We start from the raw sequence: 20134 nt of genomic DNA on the forward strand, positions 1-20134 counted from the left end.
CTCAACACCATTGTGTTCAGTTTAACCATTGAGTTTTACCCACTTGACAAAACTCTAATTTTCTTAACTTGACACCAATGGCAGGATGCCCACCCACAAGAATCATCCCTTAATGCGCATCGCACTTTAATTATGCGAGAAATTAAAGGTTTGAATGATGCCATCTCAGTCTCTATCGTCGATCCGATTATTAGCGACCAGGGATGGATGTTTTCTGAAGCACCGGGAGCTATTCCTGATTGGGTAAATCACACTCAATATTTGCAAGAGATTTATCAATTTGCGGCGAATTATCGACTATCCAAATCTCTGGAATTATCTACTAGACCTATATCAGCGTCCTGAGTTCAAAACGACTTGCAATCTAGACTATACCAAGCGCGGCTATTACATGAGTATGACTGATATTAATCCAAATCGAATTGTGCCGAAGGGGCCGATTGTTGATTTTGACCAACGGCACGATCGCGATCGCTGACCTTGGTCCAGTACTTAACTTATCATTTTCCGATCCTGATGGTATGCATATCGAAGTTTGCCTCATCGTCGATGCTTCACTCCAGGGTTTTCACCAACCGCAGCCATATCTAGAGACTATCAACCAATAGGTTGAAGTTAGCATTAGCCCCCTTCGGTGTTTGTGGTTAATTAATAGTGTAGCTCTTGTCTGCTTATTTTCAACTTGCGATCGCACTTTGGAATGGCGAAGATTCTATTCTCAAAGAAAGAATTTTTGGTCTAACTGGTAGCGAAGGAAATCATGGGGAAGATGTTAAAAAATATTATTTTTATCTAGACAATGATTCCCACAGTCATTGCACCCCACCCCCAGCCCCTCCCGAAAAGCGGGGAACTCGGTACCCCCTCTGGGGTTTAGGGGCAGGGAGACAAAGCGTAGCTTTGGGGGGGTGGGGTTCTTGGGTTTTAATAAGTAATCAAACGGACATGATATAAGCCAACTCCTACCTCATTCTCATTAAAAAGACTTGTTATTTGCCTTTATTCTTTCTGGTTAAATAGCAAGATTTACTTTTAATGTCTGCGTTCAATCAAGCTATAAATTTAAAAAAATAGGATTAAAAATTTTAAGGTAATTCTCAGCGGAAATTAATTTAATTACTAGTAAATGCATTTAAATTATTAGAGAATGATTCGCGGAGTTGAAAGAGCGATGAAATAAAAATATTTAGCGATATTTTTGGAAGGGGCTGCACTTTTCGCTGTAGGTATGCAACAGATATAAATAAAGATATAGATATAGCGGTTAACAGTAACTTGACATTTACCAGTCTGATTTTATTTTTCCAACCTTATTAAACACCTAAAACGCAATCTGAATCGTGAAGCAAATCATAAAAATTGGGATAAATATAGATCCATTTTCCTTACAATCACGCCTCACGGTTGGTATTGCATCATTTTCAGCTTTGGTATTAGGTAGCCTTGCTACATGGACTAGTTGGAAAATGCAGCAAATTTTAGTTGATAGTCATAAATATAATATAGAACAAATTGCCAAGCGCTTGCCGCAAGATGTGCAAATTTATAGTGAAATGATGCAACCTGTAACTGGGTTGCAAAAGGCTATTAATAATTTGGCAAATACCAATACATTATTATGGCTAAAAAGTCCTGATAATAAAATTATAGCAAAATCTACCACTTTAAATTTATTATCTGATACTACGGTAGGTGAGTTAATGACCCTGACTAAGATGCCAATTAAACCACAAGTTTACAAAGTGAACCAAAGCTATTTTGTTTTATGTGGTAGTACTGTGCAAGTGCAGGGTAAATTACTGGGTGAGTTATTTGTAGTCAAGGATATTACCCACGAACAGAGAATGTTTGTGGTAATGGTGCAGAGTTTAGGTATTACTAGTATTTTGGCAATTATTGTTTTAACTGCTGCGATCGCATTTTATATTAAGCGTTCTCTGCAACCTCTGCGTCAGCTAAATCAAATGGCTTCTGTGATTTCCGCTGAAGATTTAGGACAAGCGCAGCTATATCTTGATAATGCACCCAGTGAAGTTAAAGAATTAGCCCAAACTTTAACCATGCTGTTATCACGCCTTTCCCAATCATGGGAGCAAGAGCGAGAATTTGTGAGTAATGTTTCTCATGAATTACGCACACCATTAACAATTGTACATGGATATTTACAAAGCGTTTTGCGAAGGCAGAATAACTTAACCCAAACTCAACAAGAAGCTTTAGAAACTGCGGCATCAGAAGCAGAACGCACTATCCGTCTGCTACAAGATTTACTTGATTTAGCACGTGCAGATAGCGGATACCTATATTTTCAAATTAAATCTTATGTGCTGAATGACTTGGTTGAAGAAGTTGTCATGATGGCAAAAAAATATAGCGATCGCACAATTACAATCGAGTCAGAAATTTATCCAATTGAGATCAAAGCAGATTATAGTCGCTTTAAACAAGTGTTATTAAATTTAATTGATAATGCGATTAAGTATTCTGACGCTGATACACCCATAACTTTTAAGTTAGATCGGCTTCAAGATCGGGTTATTATTCAAGTTTGTGACAAAGGTTATGGCATTCCTTTGCAACAGCAAGCACGGATATTTGAGAGATTTTACCGTGTAGATGAATCTCGCTCTCATACCACTGGGGGTTGTGGTTTGGGTTTATCGATTGTTAAGACACTTGTAGAAGGTATGGATGGTAGTGTCAGTGTGGAATCAAAGTTGCGAGAAGGGAGTATGTTTACAATCAGTTTACCTATATATAGCAATCCTATTTGATTCGTGAAAAATTATAAATAAGAAAACGAACCGCAAAATACTCGTTAGAGAAGGGCGCAAAGGGAAGAAACAAGAAAGAGATATATAATTTTCACAAATAATTTAGGACTGCTATATAGTAGCTCTATCTGATTTGTAAAAATTGCAAGACTTAGATTCCCAGTTTCTTGATTTGATTGCAGACATAGTAAAGATGACAGAGAAATTTGGTGTTGCTGAATTCCAGGATGAAAATGATTTTGCGTGATTTCAAAACCTTTGTAGATAACTTGCAATGCAACATTTATACACCAAGATTCATACATCTAATCAGCAATGCCAGAAATTTAAGCATCGGGTAATCTATTTGGAAGTCACCCCGTTTCCTGTGAGAATAAAGGCAGCCCTCGTTTAACTGGCAAAGCAGATTTGGGTTTATCGATTGTGAAACACCTAACCGGAGGTCTGGGAGGCAAAATTGCCATCCTTTCAAAGCTAGGCTATGGTAGCACTTTTATTCTCACATTACCTGCTTTAGGAGCAAAAATATGACAGCACATATCCTTTTAGTGGAAGATGAAGTCAAACTGGCGCGATTTGTCGAATTAGAACTTAATAGCGAAGGATACCGGGTAAGTGTCGCCCATGATGGCATCGCGGGCTTGACTCTGGCGCGAGACTCCTCACCAGATTTAGCGATTCTGGATTGGATGCTTCCAGGGTTGACAGGTTTGGAAATTTGTCGGCGTTTGCGAACAACAGGTAGTACAGTACCAGTGATTTTGTTGACAGCAAAAGATGAAGTGAGCGATCGCGTCGCCGGATTAGATGCAGGAGCCGATGATTATGTAGTTAAGCCCTTCAGCATTGAAGAACTATTAGCTAGAATTCGCGCTCATCTCCGGCGCACCCAAGAAACAGACGAGGATTTGTTGCAATTTGAAGATTTAAGCTTAAATAGGCGCACTCGTGAAGTATTTCGGGAAAAACGAAGCATTCAGTTAACAGCAAAAGAATTTGACTTATTAGAATATCTCCTTTCACATCCCCGTCAAGTATTTACTAGAGATCAAATTTTAGAGAAAGTTTGGGGTTACGATTTCATGGGTGATTCTAATATTATTGAAGTATATATTCGTTATTTACGACTTAAGTTAGAAGAAAATAATGAAAAACGTTTGATTCATACAGTCCGTGGTGTAGGCTATGCACTACGGGAGTAATCGTAATGACTTGGTGATTTCAAGAAAAAGCTACATATTAAAGATAAAAGAGAATTATGAAGAAAAAATGGGCTGTTAAACGACTGACAGTAAATCTCACAACCGAGGAAATGAAGAAACTTGAACAATACTGTACTCTCACAGGCAGACCAGCAACAGACGTAATTCGAGAATTGCTCCGAAGTCTTGAGGTTGAGAATACTGAAAACTCTGAGATGGGAAAAGCAGACTCAACAATAACTATTGGCAGTGGGTCAAAATCACAGTAAATATCGACTCGAATATAGCATTTACTAATCAGAATGAGGTACAACTTAACCTCACCCCCAACCCCTTGATAACAACAGGGGTTGGAGGTGAGGTTTTAATATGTACTTCATGCACCTGGAAACTTTTATAAATTAACACTTTTACGCCTTTTGCCTTTCCTATGTCTTAACAAGCATCGATTATGGGCATCATAATCCCAGTCCGAATACATCAGCTAGCAGCCAGAAAACTATTTGGCAGTAAGTTTTTCATTTCAAATATAGTATCAACCGATGGTATATAGTTTTAGACCCTATCTCTTTGTTTCTCCATATAGTTTGTACGCTGTATTTCTTTTGGGATGCCTACAGATTCAATTGGGAGTAATCTGTAGCGTAGGTATTTGGATATTATCAGAAGCTAAATTACAAGCAGCCCAAGCACATCAGACCTGGAAATCACCTTCAGAATTGACCAAGCAAGTCACCACAATAAATCCTGAGTCAGCACAATACTCAAAACCACTCCCCTATCGATTAAAATCAACACCTATTTTGCTGGCGGCACCCGAAAACTTCAATCCTGATTTGCGATTACCACCATCGCAACCCGAACCACCGCAGAATTCTAGCCCACCATCGCAACCCGAACCACCGCAGCAGAATTCTAGTCCACCAACAACTGCCACCGAAGCAAAAACGCCGGATGCAGTTTTGGAAAGTATTCATACAGATTATCACTATGAGACAGACAACTTTGGTCAAACTAATTTTTTCTTAGAACCAACAGTTCAGTTTCGATTGAGAAATGGCAATAAAATATTTTTCAAGACAGGTTTTAACTTCTTTGAGCAACGCGGTGTTGAATCAATTACCAATTTTCCCTTGCAAGTTGGATGGCAAGGAAAAATTGGACAAGTGACTCTACAAACAGCAGCCGGAGTCGATGTGTTCAATCGTTTACCTACAGCTATCAATCTCAATGTTAAGGTAGATGCTCCCATTTCGCCGCCGCGAGTTTCGTCATCAGGTCGATTGCTATCGGCAGTAATAATATCAGGTAATTTAGAACAAGGGCCTTATAAATCTAATGCTCGAACTTTAGACAATCAAATTACTGCTTGGCGATTTGGTCCTGATTTATACTGGCAGATTGACCGTAATACCAGCTTGTTTTCGTCATTGCGTTTGGGTAGTTACAACGATGGTAATTCTGAGGTGCAGTCTTTTAGTAGGTTAGAGCGCAAGTTCGGACAATTTTCTTTGGCAGCTAACTTATTCACTTGGAGTTACGATCGCGATTTAGAACGCACAAGCGGTTATTTTTCTCCACCAGATTTTCTAGTTTACAACGGTGAGGTAGCTTGGGAGGGAGATATTGCTCAATTCTTACGCTGTCGCCTTGCTGCCAACTTAGGACGACAGCGACTTAAAGGAGAATTTGACAATGCCAATACCTATCAAACGCGCTGTACGGTAAAACTGTCGCCCAGTATAGAAGCAGACTTGGGCTATAGCTTTAGTAATATCCGCAATCAAGAAGCCGGCACAAGCGCCTACGGTGGTAATTCCTTCACAGGACAGTTGCGGGTCAAGTTTTAACACAAAAGAATTCAGGAGTCAGAATTCAGAAGTCAGAATTCAGAATGAATATAGAATCAAGCACTATATATTTTTGATTTTAACTTCTAACTTCTAACTTCTAACTCCTGGATTCTGAATTCATAATTATGAATTCTGTTTTTAAAATCCAAAATGGTATGAAGCCGGAGAATGAAAGCACCATTACCTGATAACGAAACACAGCGAATCGAATCTCTTTTGCAGTATAAAATACTCGACACTCCTTCAGAAGCAGCCTTTGACGACCTCACCTATTTAGCCTCGTATATTTGTGGAACTCCCATTGCCTTAATCAGTTTAATTGATACTAATCGTCAGTGGTTCAAGTCAAAAGTTGGTTTGGATGCCCAACAAACACCCCGCGACTTGGCATTCTGCGCCCATGCTATTCTGCAACCTGAAATTTTTGTTGTGCCTAATGCAACAGTTGACGAAAGGTTTGCGACAAACCCGCTAGTCACCTCTGACCCAAATATTCAGTTTTATGCTGGTATCCCGCTGACTAATCCTGAAGGATATGCACTAGGAACACTTTGTGTAATCGATCGCGTACCAAGAAACCTCTCTCCAGAACAACTTGAAGCATTACGAATTATTGGTCGCCAGGTAATTAAGCAACTAGAAATGCGCCGCAATTTAGCAAGTTTGGTATTGGCAAGTGATACACGCAAACAGACCCAGCAGACACGCAAACAATTTTTTCTAAGGATAGCCGGAGGGTTTGGGTTAGCATCGGCAATTTTAGTTTTGATTGGTGTGATTTCTTTTCAAAACACACACAGGTTGATTGATACGAATAATCAGGTACAACAAACCCAAGAGAAAATCAATAAACTAGAAGAATTACTGTCCGAGATGAAAGATGCTGAGACTGGACAACGCGGTTACATCCTCACTGGACAAGAAAGTTATCTAGAACCCTATCAAGCAGTAGTTGGAAACATCGATCGTAAAATTGTAGAACTGAAAGATTTAATCGCAGATCAACCTAACCAACAAAAGCAGTTCGCAACCCTTGAATCTCTGATAGCTGCAAAACTTGCCATACTCAAGCAGACTATATACCTGCGTCAAAATCAGGGATTTGAGGCGGCATTGCAGATAATCCAGACAAATCAAGGAAAACATCTCATGGATGATATCCGCAAGATCGTCCATGAAATAGAAAATCAGGATAGAGAGTTACTTCAACAGCAGTCACAAGCTGCAAAAGCCACTGCTAACAACACAGTTTTGACACTGGCGATCGCTATTTGTTTAAGTTTTCTGATTCTGGCCATAGTCTACTACTTTATTTACCGTGAAGGAAAAGAGCGGAAATTAACAGAAGAAATACTGAATCAAGAACGCAATTTTATTGCAGCAGTCCTTAATACAACCAGCGCTTTGGTAATAGTTATTGACCCGAAAGGGCAAATCGTTCGCTTCAATCAAGCTTGCGAACAAATTACTGGTTACTCATTTGATGAGGTGAAAGGAAGGCATTTCTGGAACCTGTTTCTACTTCCTGAACAGGTAGAGCCGGTTAAAGCAGTTTTTGAGCAGTTGCGATCTGGTGAAGCGCCCAAAGAATACGAAAACTATTGGGTAACTAAGGATGGCAGCCGACGGCTCATTTCTTGGACTAACACTACCTTGAAAGACTATGAGGGGCACGTTGAATACATTGTTGCTACAGGTATTGACATCAGCGATGTCTTTGAGGAACTTCGCTTACGCAAACGAACTGAACAGCATTTGAAAGCAGAGTATGTTACAACCCGTGTCTTGGCAGAGTCAAGCACAATCAATGAAGCCATGCCCCAAATCTTGCAAGGAATCTGCGAAAGTTTGGGATGGGATTTAAGTGAATTTTGGATGGTAGATCGGCGAGCAAATCTACTGTATTTGCTAAATTCATGGTATAAAATCTCCTTCGAGATGCAAGAATTTGACATTCTCAGTCACCAGACCAGATTTGCACCAGGAATTGGGCTGCCTGGCCGTGTCTGGGCTAGTCTTGAACCTGTTTGGATCGCTGATGTCGTTAAAGATCGGAGTTTCATTCGCTCTCAAATCGCTGCCGAAGCAGAACTACACGGAGCTTTTGGTTTTCCGATCCGTAGTGGTAAAACAATCATCGGTGTGATTACCTGCTTGAGCCATGAAATCCAGCAAGCTGACCCGAATTTGGCAAAAGTCATGAATTCGATTGGTGAGCAAGTAGGACAGTTTATTGAGCGCAAGCAGGCAGAAGAACAACTCCAACGCCAAAACTTGCGATCGCAACTATTTACTGAAATCACCCTCAAAATTCGTCAGTCTTTGCAAATTAAAGAAATTCTCCAAATCACTGTCACCGAGGTACAAAAAATTCTCCATAGCCATCGAGTTTTGATTTATCAGCCTTTGGCAGATGGCTCTGGAGCCACGGTAGTTGAGGCAGTCATTTCTGGCTGGCTGGCAATTAAAGATAAAGAGCTAGTCGATGCTTACTTTCAAGCCGAATATATCCAGCAGTACTATTTACAGCAGTACCGTCAAAAACCGAATCTAGAGCTTGCTGACTTGGATATAGCTGAAGTCCAAAACAACCATCTCGAATTACTGCAACAATTTGGAGTCCAGTGTAATTTAGTCATACCCATTCTTGTCAAAGAAGAACTCTGCGGTTTACTTATTGTCCATCAGTGCGGCAGTTCCCGCCAATGGTCTAGCTTTGAAACTCATCTTTTACGGCAAATAGCTGACCAAGTAGGTATTGCCTTAGCCCAAGCCCAAATGTTAGATGCAGAAACTCAACAACGACGAGAACTCGAAATTGCCCGTCACCAAGCTGAATTAGCCTCCCAAACCAAAAGTGCTTTTTTGGCCAACATGAGCCATGAAATTCGGACTCCCATGAATGCTGTGTTGGGGATGACAAGCTTAATGCTAGAAACTCCCCTAAACTCCGAGCAGCGGGATTTTATGGAAACGATTCGCATTAGTGGCGATGCTCTCTTAAGCCTGATCAACGAAATATTGGATCTTTCCAAACTAGAAGCTGGGGAAATGGCACTAGAAACTCTAGATTTTAACTTATCTACCTGTGTAGAAGAAGTATTGGAATTATTGGCTCCCTCAGCCCATCATAAGGGATTAGAAATTGCAGGATTAATCTATAGCAACGTCCCTACCCACCTCCAAGGCGATGCTGGCCGTCTGCGGCAAATTCTTATGAACCTGATTAGCAATGCAATTAAGTTCAGCAGCAAGGGTGAGGTAGTATTACGAGCAGAATTGCGATCGCTTTCCCTAACTACAGCCACCATCTATTTTGCGATCGTAGATACCGGTCTTGGCATTACCCCTGAAGATCAATCCAAACTCTTTAAGCCATTTACCCAAGTAGATGCTTCCACCACCCGTAAATATGGCGGCACAGGTTTGGGATTAGCTATCTGCAAGCAACTGGTAAACTTGATGGGAGGAGAAATGGGCGTAGAAAGTCGCTTGGGGAAAGGATCTAAATTTTGGTTTGAAGTAACTTTTGCCAAGCAACTTGACTCTATTTCCTTAGAAGGCGAACGCGAACTTTTGGTCAATCGCCGCTTGTTAGTGGTGGATGATAATGCTACTAATCGCAAAATTATCTACCATCAAGCTACCCGTTGGGGGATGCTGGTAGATAATTTTGCTTCGGCTACTACTGCCATCAAAGCTATTCAGGAAGCTGCCAAGCAAAACAAATTCTATGACGTTGCTGTGATTGATATGCAGATACCAAAAATAGATGGCATGACTTTAGGAGAACAAATTAAAGCAAATTCAGCGATCGCTGGGCTACCTTTAATTATGCTTACCTCTACTAATCAACGCGATGAAATTCAGCGATCGCTAAAAATAGGATTTGCGGCTTATTTGGTCAAACCTATTAAGCCATCGCGGCTCCTCGATACCATCATGACTATTTTAGGAACACAGCCAGAAGAGGAGACAGAAGTCAAAATTCAGGAGTTAGAATGGGCTACGCCCCGCTTCTCTACGAGACGCTGCGCGAACGCTAACAGAAGTCAGGATTTAAAACTGAAGAATTCTGAAAACAACCGCAACTATTATTCTCCTAACTCCCACAAATTAAGAATTCTCTTAGCCGAAGATAATTTGGTGAATCAGAAAGTTGCTTTGAAGCAACTCAAAAGTCTGGGTTATAGTGCTGATGTTGCTGGGAATGGGAAAGAAGTTTTGCAGCTATTAGAAAAAATTCCCTACGATTTAATTCTGATGGATTGCCAAATGCCAGTTCTCGATGGTTTAGAAACCACAAAAGAAATTCACCGTTGGCAAGAAAGCAGCTTTGCTGGTGGTTATCGTCCGGTGGTAATTGCAATGACAGCTAACGCCATGAGAGAAGACCAACAAATGTGTCTAGATGCCGGAATGGATGACTATTTGAGCAAGCCAGTAATAAAAGAAAAATTGGCGGCGACGCTAGAGCGTTGGGGAAATGTGATATTCGAGGCAAAAGAAACAGCTGCCACAGAGCAAACAGTTTGTACAACAGAGGTAGGTTCAGTTAACCTCCCAATTGATTGGGAACGTTTGCACCAACTCTCAGAAAATAACCCAGAATTTGAATTGGAACTACTGCAAATATTTGTTGAGGATATTCAACCTCGTCTAGAGTTAATTAAAATAGCGATCGCAGATCATGACTTTGAGCAAATAGTACTCCAAGGTCATCAAATTAAAGGTTCTAGTGCCAATATGGGAGTTACAACGATGCATCTAGCAGCAGAAAAGCTAGAACAATTAGCTTATAAGCAAGAGCGTCGAGGTACTAGTAACTTAATCGTAGAGTTAGAAGACTTTATTAAACGCATCCAAGAATTTTTAAACTATATTTCTACAAGAGATTATGTTGGTTAACTCTAGTATCTTTAAGGGAAATTATTTCAACTGTGCGGAATCCGAGTACCGCTAAGAGATTATTTTCGGGCAATTTGACGGGAGCAGGTTGATCGCCGTGACCTGGAGCGGGGAGGGGATAAGCAGTCGCCGCAGCAGTGTGGAAGCGAATATTGCCTTCGCTGTGTTCAATCACCTGATGGATGTGTCCAGTTAACACTGTTACCGATGCAAAGCGAGATAGCAGTGAAACCAACTTAGCCGAATCAGCAGTTGCCCATCCCCATTTGGGATAAAGGTCATACAGGGGAATATGGCTAAAAACAACTATAGGCGTATCCTGTTTCTGCGCTGCTAAATCTTTTGCCAGGTAGTCCAATTGCGCCTGACCCAGTTTACCCGTACCGGTTGCCCCAAAGTCTAATACATTAGTTAAGGAGACAAAGTGTATTCCCGCCTGATCCCAAACCTGTAAGCCTTCTTTGACATCCTTTCGGTTAAAGGCTTCTTCGTAGGCTTTGCCGCGATCGCCAATTGTATCGTGTTCCCCTGGTAGAGTAAACAGTGGGACTTTCAATTGAGAAAGCAGTTGTTTGGCTTGATCGAATTCTTCTGGTTTAGACAAATGGGAGATGTCTCCGGTGTGAATGACAAAGGCGGGTGGAGTGGGTAAAGCATTGATTGCATCGATCGTTTTCTGGAGCGTATCGGTTACATGTTCATTTGCAGGTTTTTTGAAACCGATGTGCGTATCGCTAATTTGAACGAAGGAAAACGGTAAAGCCGTGGATGATTTTTGAGCATTTGGTTCTCCTACCTGACAGGCAGTCAATAAGCCATTTCCGCCAACAGTCCACACAATACCGAGTCCTGTCCAGCCTACGTGTTCAATAAATTTTCTGCGTTGCATTGGTATTCCTCTGGTTAATTTTTCTTTTGTGTTACGGTCAACGTCCCTTTCATAAAGGGATGAACTGAGCAAATATAGGGATAGATACCCGGTTTAGTAGCGGTGTAGTTCCAGGTTTGATTGGTATCTAGTGCTTTAGAGTTGAAAGTACCATCCGTAGACGTAGCCGTGTGGGGTTCTTCATCGACATTGATAAATTGAACAGTTTTACCAACAGCGATCGCCAAATTCGCTGGCTCAAATTTGAAATTACGAATTTTGACCGTAGTATCGGCAGTTTGTTGGCTAGTTTGGGGTTGGGACTTGGGTTGTTTCATCACCATTGGTTGGCTAGTCGTTGCCTTGTGGTTCGGACTACAGGATGACAACGACAACAGGATGACCAAGAAGGCACTGGCGATCGCTATGAAAAAATAAGAAATGTATTTCATGGGCGTTCTTCCATCCGCTTTGGTTGACGGCGTTTAGCAAACAGTCCAGTCATGCTCACTCCGGTAGCCACTAAGCCAATTAGACCTAGCCCATTTAAAACTGGCACAATGGCATCGAGTTTGAAGATTTGCAAGGTGTGAACAGTGATTAAAAATCCAGCCAGCTCTTCTTGATGCAACCATGTGTCGGCGATGGCAACGAAGCAGCCAGTCAGAGCAGTAAACAGTAACGGCAAACAAAAGAGTGTGGCAATTAGCCGATGGTACTTGCGAAGTGTGTTTTTCATCGTTTGAGTATTCTTGCAAGGGTGTTATTAGAAGGCATCAAAATTTGATTGGTAAAAGCAAAGCATTGGTTAATCAAGTGCTGGAAAGGTTTCTAAGATGAATGTCCGAATGCTTCAAAATGCACGTTGAATCGCGGTGTTGTTTCACACTTGGGTGATGATTAATCCTCTTTTATCACTTTGGCAGAACCAATCGCTGAAAGCCTTTCGGAGCTTTAATTTATAACTTTTGGCTATAAATTTTAGTTTCTGTTAGAAAATAAAGGCTCAAAGCTTGATTCAATCAAAGGTTGAAAATTTCGCTTCAATTATTGTTTTCCGAAAGTGACAAAACAGGGTTAATCCAGCAACTCCAGTTTTTTAGTCTGCTGTCAATTCTTGTAGTTGGTCTTCAAGGTTATGGCGATAGCCTTGATCGTTTAGTGTTTGCTCAGGTAGTCGATTCGTTTTGACAGCAGCTTGAATAATATCTTGAGCCGTAACTGTTCCAGAAGCGATCGCTGACATCAATGCACCATTGCTGGGAATGCCTTGGTCTTTTAAGTAGCCTTGATAGGCCAGATAAGCCAGATTAAAAGGTCTGATCTGGTTTGCCCTATGTTGATTTGCCGCATAGGGATTGAGGCTGGTTAGTGCGGTTTGGGACTGCGCCGCAGCAGGCAAAATGGCAGCGCACAGAAGCAGTGTTGTTAACATCGTAGAAATAGAGCGTCGCATAGAATTACCTCTGGGATCGGTTATTTGGCTACAGCGGTTTTACTGACCTTCAATGCTTGGATGCAGCATAAACTTTCAGGTAAATTGGTTGAATCCAAACTGCTAAAGGTGCAAAATTATGACAAGCTAAAGAAGAACTTTGCGGGTTGACGATATAAATTTCGTCGAGACATTGCAGTGCAATGCCCAGTTTTAAAAGCTGTAGGAGTGGGCAGGTAAGCAATTAGCGTAATTTCAGAAATTTAGTTGCAACTTATGCCTGAAAAGAATGCTAATTGGGTTACTTACTTGTCTCTACCTTTAAGACGACTGGGAATCAATTTTGGATTTAAATTCTTCAAATGCCCTTGCTGGCTGATGTTCACGGTTCATTCAGTTTGGGGTGCAAGCTAATCTTAAGAAATCAAAACAAAATAACCCACTTCTACAAAATTTTGAGGCTACACTCATCCAATTAGCTTCACCAATCGTTTTAAAGATGAAAGTAAGTTTGCTCTATACTCAAAAGAAGTTGTGAAATCAGGATTGGAACTCACGTTGCAAGATGCATTGGGCATTTTTGCAGAGAAATTAGCCTCGGTCTATTCACCTGAATCTATGGATCTAAGTTCTCCCGATCGCCGTTCATCAGAACCGTCATCCAAGAGTGATGCCGCACTCTTGGATGACTTGAAGGCACATCTTCCAGCGGCCTTAGGGTGTCTCTACGATCGCTATGGCAGCGTGGTGTATGGAGTGGCGCTGAAAGTGTTGCAAAGCCAGCCGGAAGCAGAAGACCTGACTCAGGAAATTTTTCTATCGCTATGGCAGCGCCCGGTTGACTCTGCTAAACACGGTCATTTGATGGGCTACCTGATTGTCATGACTCGATCGCGGGCGATTGACAAACTGCGATCGCACAGTCGCACCCTTAATTTGGTGCAACGTTGGGGGCAGAACGTCACTGCTGCACCCTCCACGCCTACTCCGGTTGAGCAGGCTGTTTTCAATGAGCGATCGCAGCAAGTGCGGCAGGCATTAGCTCAACTTTCCGCTCAACAACGGCAGGCGATCGAACTAGCGTATGATGCCGGACTGAGCCAATCGGAAATCGCCCAACAACTGAATAAACCCCTGGGAACTGTGAAAAGCTGGACTCGCCAGGGACTCCTGAAACTGAAGCAACTTTTACGGGACTCAATTGACTAAGGTTATGACTGAACCTCTCACCCCTCAAGCAATCGAAACCTTAGCAGCAGGCTATGTAGTGGGCGACCTCGATCGCACTGAAGTCGCAGCTTTCGAGCAACTGCTGATAGAAAATCCGGCATTGGTGGCACAAGTGAATCAGTTGCGAGAGGTCTTAGACCAGGTGGCTCGTGACTTAAACAGCGTTGAACCCCCTCCCCATCTCCGGTCTGTCATCCTGGCAACGGCTACTACCACTCAACTGACCTCCCGACACAAACAGCCTCGACTCTTCTGGTATACCGTCATGGGTAGTGTCGCGGCACTCCTGATTCTGTGTTTAGGAGTAGATAACTATCGCTTGCGACAAAATTTGGGCATGGCTCAAAACATCAATACCTTACTGGAACAGTCCCAGACGCAACTTTTCTCTCTCAAGGCTGTGAATGCGTCAAATACTGCTGCGGGTAGCTTTGTTGTGAATCTAGGACAACGGCAGGGAATTCTAGTCGTGCAAAATCTGGTGGCTCCACCCACAGGTAAGGTCTATCGACTTTGGGCGATCGCTGATGGCGAAAAAATTCCCTGTGGCACTGTGAAAATCAATCGCCAGGGAAAGGTACTAGATAAATTTTGGATGCCTGCCGACTTTTATGACACAGGTATCTCTGGGTTATTCGTGACCTTGGAATCGTCTGAAACTAGCCGTTATCCAACCGGAGCTATTGTGATGCAGACTAACTCATCGTATATTTAGATGCGTTTGCCCTGGTATTTCCCCACTTTCTACTCCGATCCTTTTTTGTAAGATTTACTAATAAATAAACAGTAACGATTATCTCCTGTCGGCTCATAACTCAACTTGTCAGCAATGGCAAACATGATTTTTAAACCCCGCCCGCGCTCTCGATCGTTATCCTCAAATTCAGATGTTTGGCACAATTGCTGTTCTAAGTTAAATGCTTTGCCTTGAGACCAAATGCGAATTTCGATGTATTCATCTAACCGCACAGCTTCCATCTCAATCGGAGTTTCAATAGGTAAATTTTTGTGGGCGTGTTCAACAATGTTAGTAAAGCCTTCTATCATCAGCGTTTGACATTGCCACCAAATTTCTTTATCGGTAATAGGTGGTTGATTCATTTGCTCGAACCAAGACAAAACTTGAGGTGAAGCTGTCAGGTCTGTATTGACTTTGAGATAAATTTTTTGATTCACTTCTTAACTAAGAAAATTTTTTGAAATAATCATATTCGTTAATTAGTTTATTTAATTTGAGTATTTTTACTATACATTAAAAACTAAATTGCATATAACTTAAATTAAAGCAACTATTTACCGAACATTTTACTTAGTAAATTGTAATTTATGTTTAAAATTTTGGTTATTGATGATGACCCGACGGTGCGAGCTGTACTGAAAGCTACACTCCAAAGGCAGGGTTATGAGACTACTGTAGCCAGCAATGGCGAAGAAGGAATTAGACAAGCACAACTGCTACATCCGGCTCTGATTATCTGTGACTGGATGATGTCACAAGTAGATGGGTTAGAAGTGTGTCGTCGAATTAGAACAGATCCAGAATTGGCAACTACTTTTTTTATTCTATTGACGGCTAAGGGAGCAGCTCGAGGAGAAGAGGAAGATAGAGTTAAGGGACTTGATGCGGGAGCGGATGAGTTTATCTCCAAACCAATAGAGATGAATGAATTGAAAGCACGAGTAAGAGCAGGACTAAGATTACACCAGCTAAATCAGGATTTACAAAGTCAAAAGCAAGCTTTGGAGACACTAAATCAGGATTTGCAAACTCAAAAGCAAATTTTGGAAGCAGAATTGGCTGAGGCCGCTGATTATGTGCGATCGCTTTTACCCTCACCCCTTGTAGGAGCAGTAACTACAGAAAATCTGTTTATTCCCTCAGCACAGCTAGGGGGTGATTGCTTCGACCATTATTGGATTGACGAGGATCATTTGGCAATTTATTTGTTAGATGTATCTGGTCATGGGGTGGGTTCAGCCCTCCTATCGGTATCCGTACAGAATGTTTTGCGATCGCAATCTCTACCTAACACTAACTTTTGTCAACCAAGTGAAGTCCTAAAAGCTCTCAATTATGCCTTCCAAATGAGTAAGCACGGTGATAAATACTTTACAATCTGGTATGGAGTTTATCACCGCCTTAAACGTCAACTCATTTATGCCAATGCCGGACATCCACCAGCTTTACTGTTATCTAATACCTCCACTAAGAACATCGAAGTTAAACAGCTAACTTCTTTAGATTTACCAATTGGCTTTTTGCCTGAAGTTCAATTTGAGGATGCAGTTTTGGAAGTCGAAGAAAACAGCACTTTATACATTTTTAGTGATGGTGCTTATGAAATTAATCAGTCAGATGATAAAATCTGGGGGATCGATGCTTTCATTGAATTACTAACCAAATATAGTCAAAAACATACTTGCAACCTCAATCAAGTATTAGCAAAGATTCTCACCTTAAATGCTCAAGACAATCTTGATGATGACCTATCTTTAGTAAAAGTTAATTTTGGTTAGAATAGTCAAATATGCATAGTTATAGTTAAGTTTGGATTGGATAATAGCTTATTGTGTTGCCAATATTTGGCGGTGAAATTCATCTTTGTCAGCAAAGGTTTGAAAAATCCTATCCATTTTAGTCAGTTCAAACAACATCCTGACTTGATCGCTTATCGAACAAACAAACAGTTTAGCATTAGCAGTTCGTACCATTTGCATCGCTGATACTAAAGCACCTAAACCAGAGCTATCAATAAACTTGACTTCTTTCATGTCGATCAACAAAATATCGGCTCCGTTTGCTAGCATACCTCTAACTTCACGACGTAGTTCGTTACCTCTAATACCATCTAAAATTCCAGATATTTCTAGTACTTTTACACTCAAATTCATGGTTTTATTTCCCTATTCTATAGTTATATTTTGGCATTGACTTCATGCAAACTGCAAGAGGTATCTACAATTATTTTTGTTTTACTACTTGCTGATTACTATTATTTGCTATAGCAGTAAAAAAGCTAGCGTCAACCCATTGCCGAGAAATTTCAAAAGCTTCAAAATAGCCATCTTTTTGACCTAACTCTCGTGCCCAAAAGCGAGATAGAACAAGTATGGCATCAAGTTGCATAAATGCTTTATTTAACTCGGATTCATAACAACCGATGGCTGCGACTTTTTCCTCAATTACAGAGGTAATATCCACAAAAAAGTTGGGTTCAAAACCCCGCAAAAAAACAGGTGGTGCTGAATACCATAAAGGTATATTTTTGCGGGTAGCAACATTAGAAACTGCGATCGCACACACTTCATGATCTCTATGCCCATATTTTTCCGGTTGTGGTGCGTGAGTAATAATCAGATCCGGTTGCCAGCGTCCAAGAGCTTCTTCAGTAACTTTAATCACTGCTTGTGTTGAGAAATTGCACTCCTCAAGTGCATGAAACTCATAAGTTGCACCGATGATTTTACCAGCTGCATCCGCTTCTTGATGACGTGTACCCTTAACAGGCGAACTAGAAAGACCACCATCAGTCAAAATTAAGCAACGAACATTCCATCCTGCTTGAGACATCAGACTGAGAGTACCAGCAGCAGGTAGAACTTCATCATCAGCATGAGCATAAATTGTTAAGACAGTTCGCTGACCAAAGTTTTTTGAGTCTGAATGAGTGTTCATAGCTGTTTTCTTTCTAGACTGGATTTACAAGTCGGTAGTCAGTAGTTATTCTCCTTCTTCCCTCTGCTCACTCTTCTTACTTACCTTTTAAACCTCTTTTGGAGGCTACCAAACAGATGCGCGGATGATCGCCCACAAAAGTAATAAATTATAGATAGCCCATGCACCATTGAGTAGGTGAACATCAGGATTATTTAAATGGCCAATTGCGAATTGGTAAAGGCTCCATAACATCCCCAAGATGGTAAGGATAAAAACAACCAACTGTGGCCAAACAAGCCGGAGATAAATCCCGGATTGGCGTTGCTTAGGTGTGACTTGGAAATTGAGCTTTTGTCCTGTTAACACACTCCATACAGCTTGGATTAATAAGGGGAATAAAGCGATCGCATATTGTTCTGAACGCCATACTTCTCTAGCTGGAATACCCCAGGTGGCTGTAAGGAAAGTCAGACGGTTAATAATAAAAGCTGGGAAAAAGTGTATGGCAAAGTCAGACCCGTAGGTTTTAACTGGAACAATGTCCGTAAAAAAATAGATAATTGGACAAGAAATAAAAACCAGAGTTGCAAAACCAGAGAAATAACTATACATTGTCTTGAAATATTGCAACCTTTGCCAAAACGTTAGCCCTGATTTTGTCAGTGGATTTTCTCTCACTAGCACTTGGATAGTTCCTTGTGCCCAGCGTAGCCGCTGTTTAAGAGTAGAACTTAGATCGTCTGGGGCTAAACCTTCTGCCAAAAGTTCATTGTGATAAATAGATTTCCAGCCAGCACTGTGCAGACGCATGGCTGTATTCATATCTTCCGTAATGCTATTACTGGATACACCACCAACTAAATCAAATTCATCTAAACGTTTTTCATCTTTGGCAAATTCATCAGCAAAATTTTGCAATCCTACACTAACTAATGCCTCACGTCTGAGGATCGCATTTGTGCCCGTATAAAACGCGGCATTCATGCCATCTTTACCTTGTTGAAGTGGCCCATAGAATAAATTTGCTCGATGTCCAAAAGGATCGCCTGGAGGAATATTGTAAAAATCTTGGCGGGTCTGTACAAAAGCAATTTGATTCTGGTCGTATTTTCCGGTTGAAAGATTATAGGCGTAGAAATAAGGCAGAACTCGCTTGAGAAAATTTCGCTTGGGAATGTGGTCAGCATCTAGAGTAACAATAAAATTTCCTGAAGTTTCTCCAGAAAAAATTGCGTAATTGATGTTGCCTGCTTTGGCATGATGTGCTACACCAGGCGTCTTAGGACGAGCAATGTAGCGAAAACGAGTGAGTTCAACTAGTTCTAATTCTTTTTTGTAAATAGCTTCTTCTAAAGTTTTCCGTTCGGTAATTAGGCGTTCGCGTAGCGTCTCCGCAGGAGAATCGCGAATACTTTGATGAGTCGGAGGTAGCCAAAGAATCAGCGATCGCAAACTTTGCACAAATCCAGCCGCAGGCTGATTCACCACTGATTCTGATGTTTGCAGCCATTGTTCGGCAGCTTGAGTATTAGGTGTCAGATTTTCCAGTTGCTTCAAACGCTCCAACAAACCAGAATGTTCTGCATCAATCCGTTCCGCTTCTAGCTGTAATTGTGCTGACTGCAAATCTTCAATACACAATCTTTCTGTCATCGCTCGCATATCAGCCGAGTTACCATCATCCAGCACATAAACGCGTAACTTGATTGGTGGATAATCCATTGCCAGAGCAGCTTTAGCAGTTTCTTCGACAATTTCCGCCGGCTCATTGTAGCAGGTTACAAACACATCTACTGTTGGCCAGTCGGCTCTGGGTATGGGTGGGGTCATCTGGTCGAGAGATTTAACTTGTCTAACTAAAGGTCGCCATAACCCAATTACAAACATTACGCCACCGAAATAGCTGTAAATCTCAGCTATCAGCAAAGGAATAGATATCCAGAGGGCATCAAAATTGATCGAATGAGTGACGCGCCATTGCAAATACCAGATACCAAAAATTAAATTGATTTCTGCCAGATAACGAAATAACAGCGTTCTTTTTTTGAGTAATGAGCGGCTGTTCCCAGAAAAGTTTGTCAGAGAAACTGAAGTCATCTTAGTACCGATAGTTAATGTATCTGCATCCCCATCAAAATAAGTATTCCCTAGTTAAATTTGCGACTAACAACCTTTGCTCAAGCAACCCAAAATTGGCGTTGCTGAA

Annotated in this window: 19 protein-coding genes; 11 read left to right on the forward strand and 8 right to left on the reverse strand. The window is 41.3% G+C overall.

The features are described from left to right. The first annotated feature begins 132 nt into the window (after nt 1-132). The 8 genes from V7K44_RS27840 (at nt 133) to V7K44_RS27875 (ending at nt 10737) form a co-directional block, all read left to right on the forward strand. Nucleotides 133-345: a hypothetical protein gene (locus V7K44_RS27840; RefSeq protein ID WP_334936451.1), complete on the forward strand. Its 213-nt coding sequence runs from the start codon at nt 133-135 to the stop codon at nt 343-345. A gap of 95 nt (nt 346-440) precedes the next feature. After that, complete coding sequence (locus tag V7K44_RS27845) at nt 441-608, forward strand: hypothetical protein (RefSeq protein ID WP_334936453.1); 168 nt, start codon at nt 441-443, stop codon at nt 606-608. Between the two features lie 55 nt (nt 609-663). Beyond that, on the forward strand, nt 664-954 hold the full coding sequence (locus tag V7K44_RS27850) for a hypothetical protein (protein WP_334936455.1): 291 nt from the start codon (nt 664-666) through the stop codon (nt 952-954). Between the two features lie 386 nt (nt 955-1340). Further along, entirely contained in the window at nt 1341-2774 is a 1434-nt protein-coding gene (locus tag V7K44_RS27855; protein ID WP_334936457.1) for a sensor histidine kinase, read from the forward strand. Between the two features lie 527 nt (nt 2775-3301). After that, nucleotides 3302-3976 (forward strand): response regulator transcription factor, encoded by a 675-nt coding sequence (locus tag V7K44_RS27860; RefSeq protein WP_094351405.1) that lies wholly within the window; start codon nt 3302-3304, stop codon nt 3974-3976. A 56-nt stretch (nt 3977-4032) separates the two neighbouring features. Then, entirely contained in the window at nt 4033-4245 is a 213-nt protein-coding gene (locus V7K44_RS27865; protein ID WP_334936459.1) for a CopG family transcriptional regulator, read from the forward strand. Between the two features lie 273 nt (nt 4246-4518). Continuing rightward, nucleotides 4519-5826 (forward strand): hypothetical protein, encoded by a 1308-nt coding sequence (locus tag V7K44_RS27870; RefSeq protein ID WP_334936461.1) that lies wholly within the window; start codon nt 4519-4521, stop codon nt 5824-5826. A gap of 171 nt (nt 5827-5997) precedes the next feature. Then, nucleotides 5998-10737: a response regulator gene (locus V7K44_RS27875; RefSeq protein WP_334936463.1), complete on the forward strand. Its 4740-nt coding sequence runs from the start codon at nt 5998-6000 to the stop codon at nt 10735-10737. Here the strand turns inward: V7K44_RS27875 and V7K44_RS27880 are convergent. The 4 genes from V7K44_RS27880 to V7K44_RS27895 form a co-directional block, all read right to left on the reverse strand. Beyond that, nucleotides 10715-11626, reverse strand: a complete 912-nt coding sequence (locus V7K44_RS27880) for a metallophosphoesterase family protein (protein ID WP_334936465.1) — start codon at nt 11624-11626, stop codon at nt 10715-10717. The two genes, V7K44_RS27875 and V7K44_RS27880, sit on opposite strands and share 23 nt — an antisense overlap. 14 nt (nt 11627-11640) lie before the next feature. Then, nucleotides 11641-12057, reverse strand: coding sequence for a cupredoxin domain-containing protein (locus V7K44_RS27885; RefSeq protein WP_334936467.1), 417 nt, complete (start codon nt 12055-12057; stop codon nt 11641-11643). Next, on the reverse strand, nt 12054-12344 hold the full coding sequence (locus V7K44_RS27890) for a peptidase (protein ID WP_334936469.1): 291 nt from the start codon (nt 12342-12344) through the stop codon (nt 12054-12056). Before V7K44_RS27890 ends, V7K44_RS27885 begins: the two co-directional genes overlap by 4 nt. A 360-nt stretch (nt 12345-12704) precedes the next feature. Next, nucleotides 12705-13061 (reverse strand): hypothetical protein, encoded by a 357-nt coding sequence (locus V7K44_RS27895; protein WP_334936471.1) that lies wholly within the window; start codon nt 13059-13061, stop codon nt 12705-12707. 513 nt (nt 13062-13574) lie between these two features. On the opposite strand from V7K44_RS27895, the gene V7K44_RS27900 reads away from it, so the two are divergent. Together V7K44_RS27900 and V7K44_RS27905 are read left to right on the forward strand one after the other, a co-directional pair. Then, nucleotides 13575-14249, forward strand: a complete 675-nt coding sequence (locus V7K44_RS27900) for a sigma-70 family RNA polymerase sigma factor (RefSeq protein WP_334936473.1) — start codon at nt 13575-13577, stop codon at nt 14247-14249. A 4-nt stretch (nt 14250-14253) separates the two neighbouring features. Then, complete coding sequence (locus tag V7K44_RS27905; protein ID WP_334936475.1) at nt 14254-14985, forward strand: anti-sigma factor; 732 nt, start codon at nt 14254-14256, stop codon at nt 14983-14985. 29 nt (nt 14986-15014) lie between these two features. On the opposite strand, the gene V7K44_RS27910 is transcribed toward V7K44_RS27905, so the two are convergent. Continuing rightward, complete coding sequence (locus V7K44_RS27910; protein ID WP_334936477.1) at nt 15015-15446, reverse strand: ATP-binding protein; 432 nt, start codon at nt 15444-15446, stop codon at nt 15015-15017. 150 nt (nt 15447-15596) lie between these two features. Between V7K44_RS27910 and V7K44_RS27915 the strand changes: the two genes are divergently transcribed. Then, nucleotides 15597-16787, forward strand: coding sequence for a SpoIIE family protein phosphatase (locus V7K44_RS27915; protein WP_334936479.1), 1191 nt, complete (start codon nt 15597-15599; stop codon nt 16785-16787). Nucleotides 16788-16835: 48 nt separating this feature from the next. On the opposite strand, the gene V7K44_RS27920 is transcribed toward V7K44_RS27915, so the two are convergent. The 3 genes from V7K44_RS27920 to V7K44_RS27930 all read right to left on the reverse strand — a co-directional run bounded on the left by V7K44_RS27920 (nt 16836) and on the right by V7K44_RS27930 (nt 20025). Beyond that, nucleotides 16836-17162: an STAS domain-containing protein gene (locus tag V7K44_RS27920; RefSeq protein ID WP_099099412.1), complete on the reverse strand. Its 327-nt coding sequence runs from the start codon at nt 17160-17162 to the stop codon at nt 16836-16838. Nucleotides 17163-17232: 70 nt separating this feature from the next. Next, nucleotides 17233-17946 (reverse strand): PIG-L deacetylase family protein, encoded by a 714-nt coding sequence (locus tag V7K44_RS27925; RefSeq protein WP_334936481.1) that lies wholly within the window; start codon nt 17944-17946, stop codon nt 17233-17235. A gap of 105 nt (nt 17947-18051) precedes the next feature. Further along, nucleotides 18052-20025, reverse strand: a complete 1974-nt coding sequence (locus tag V7K44_RS27930; RefSeq protein ID WP_334936483.1) for a glycosyltransferase — start codon at nt 20023-20025, stop codon at nt 18052-18054. Nucleotides 20026-20134 lie beyond the last annotated feature (109 nt).

It is taken from the genome of Nostoc sp., assembly GCF_036917235.1.
Lineage (GTDB): Bacteria > Cyanobacteriota > Cyanobacteriia > Cyanobacteriales > Nostocaceae > Nostoc.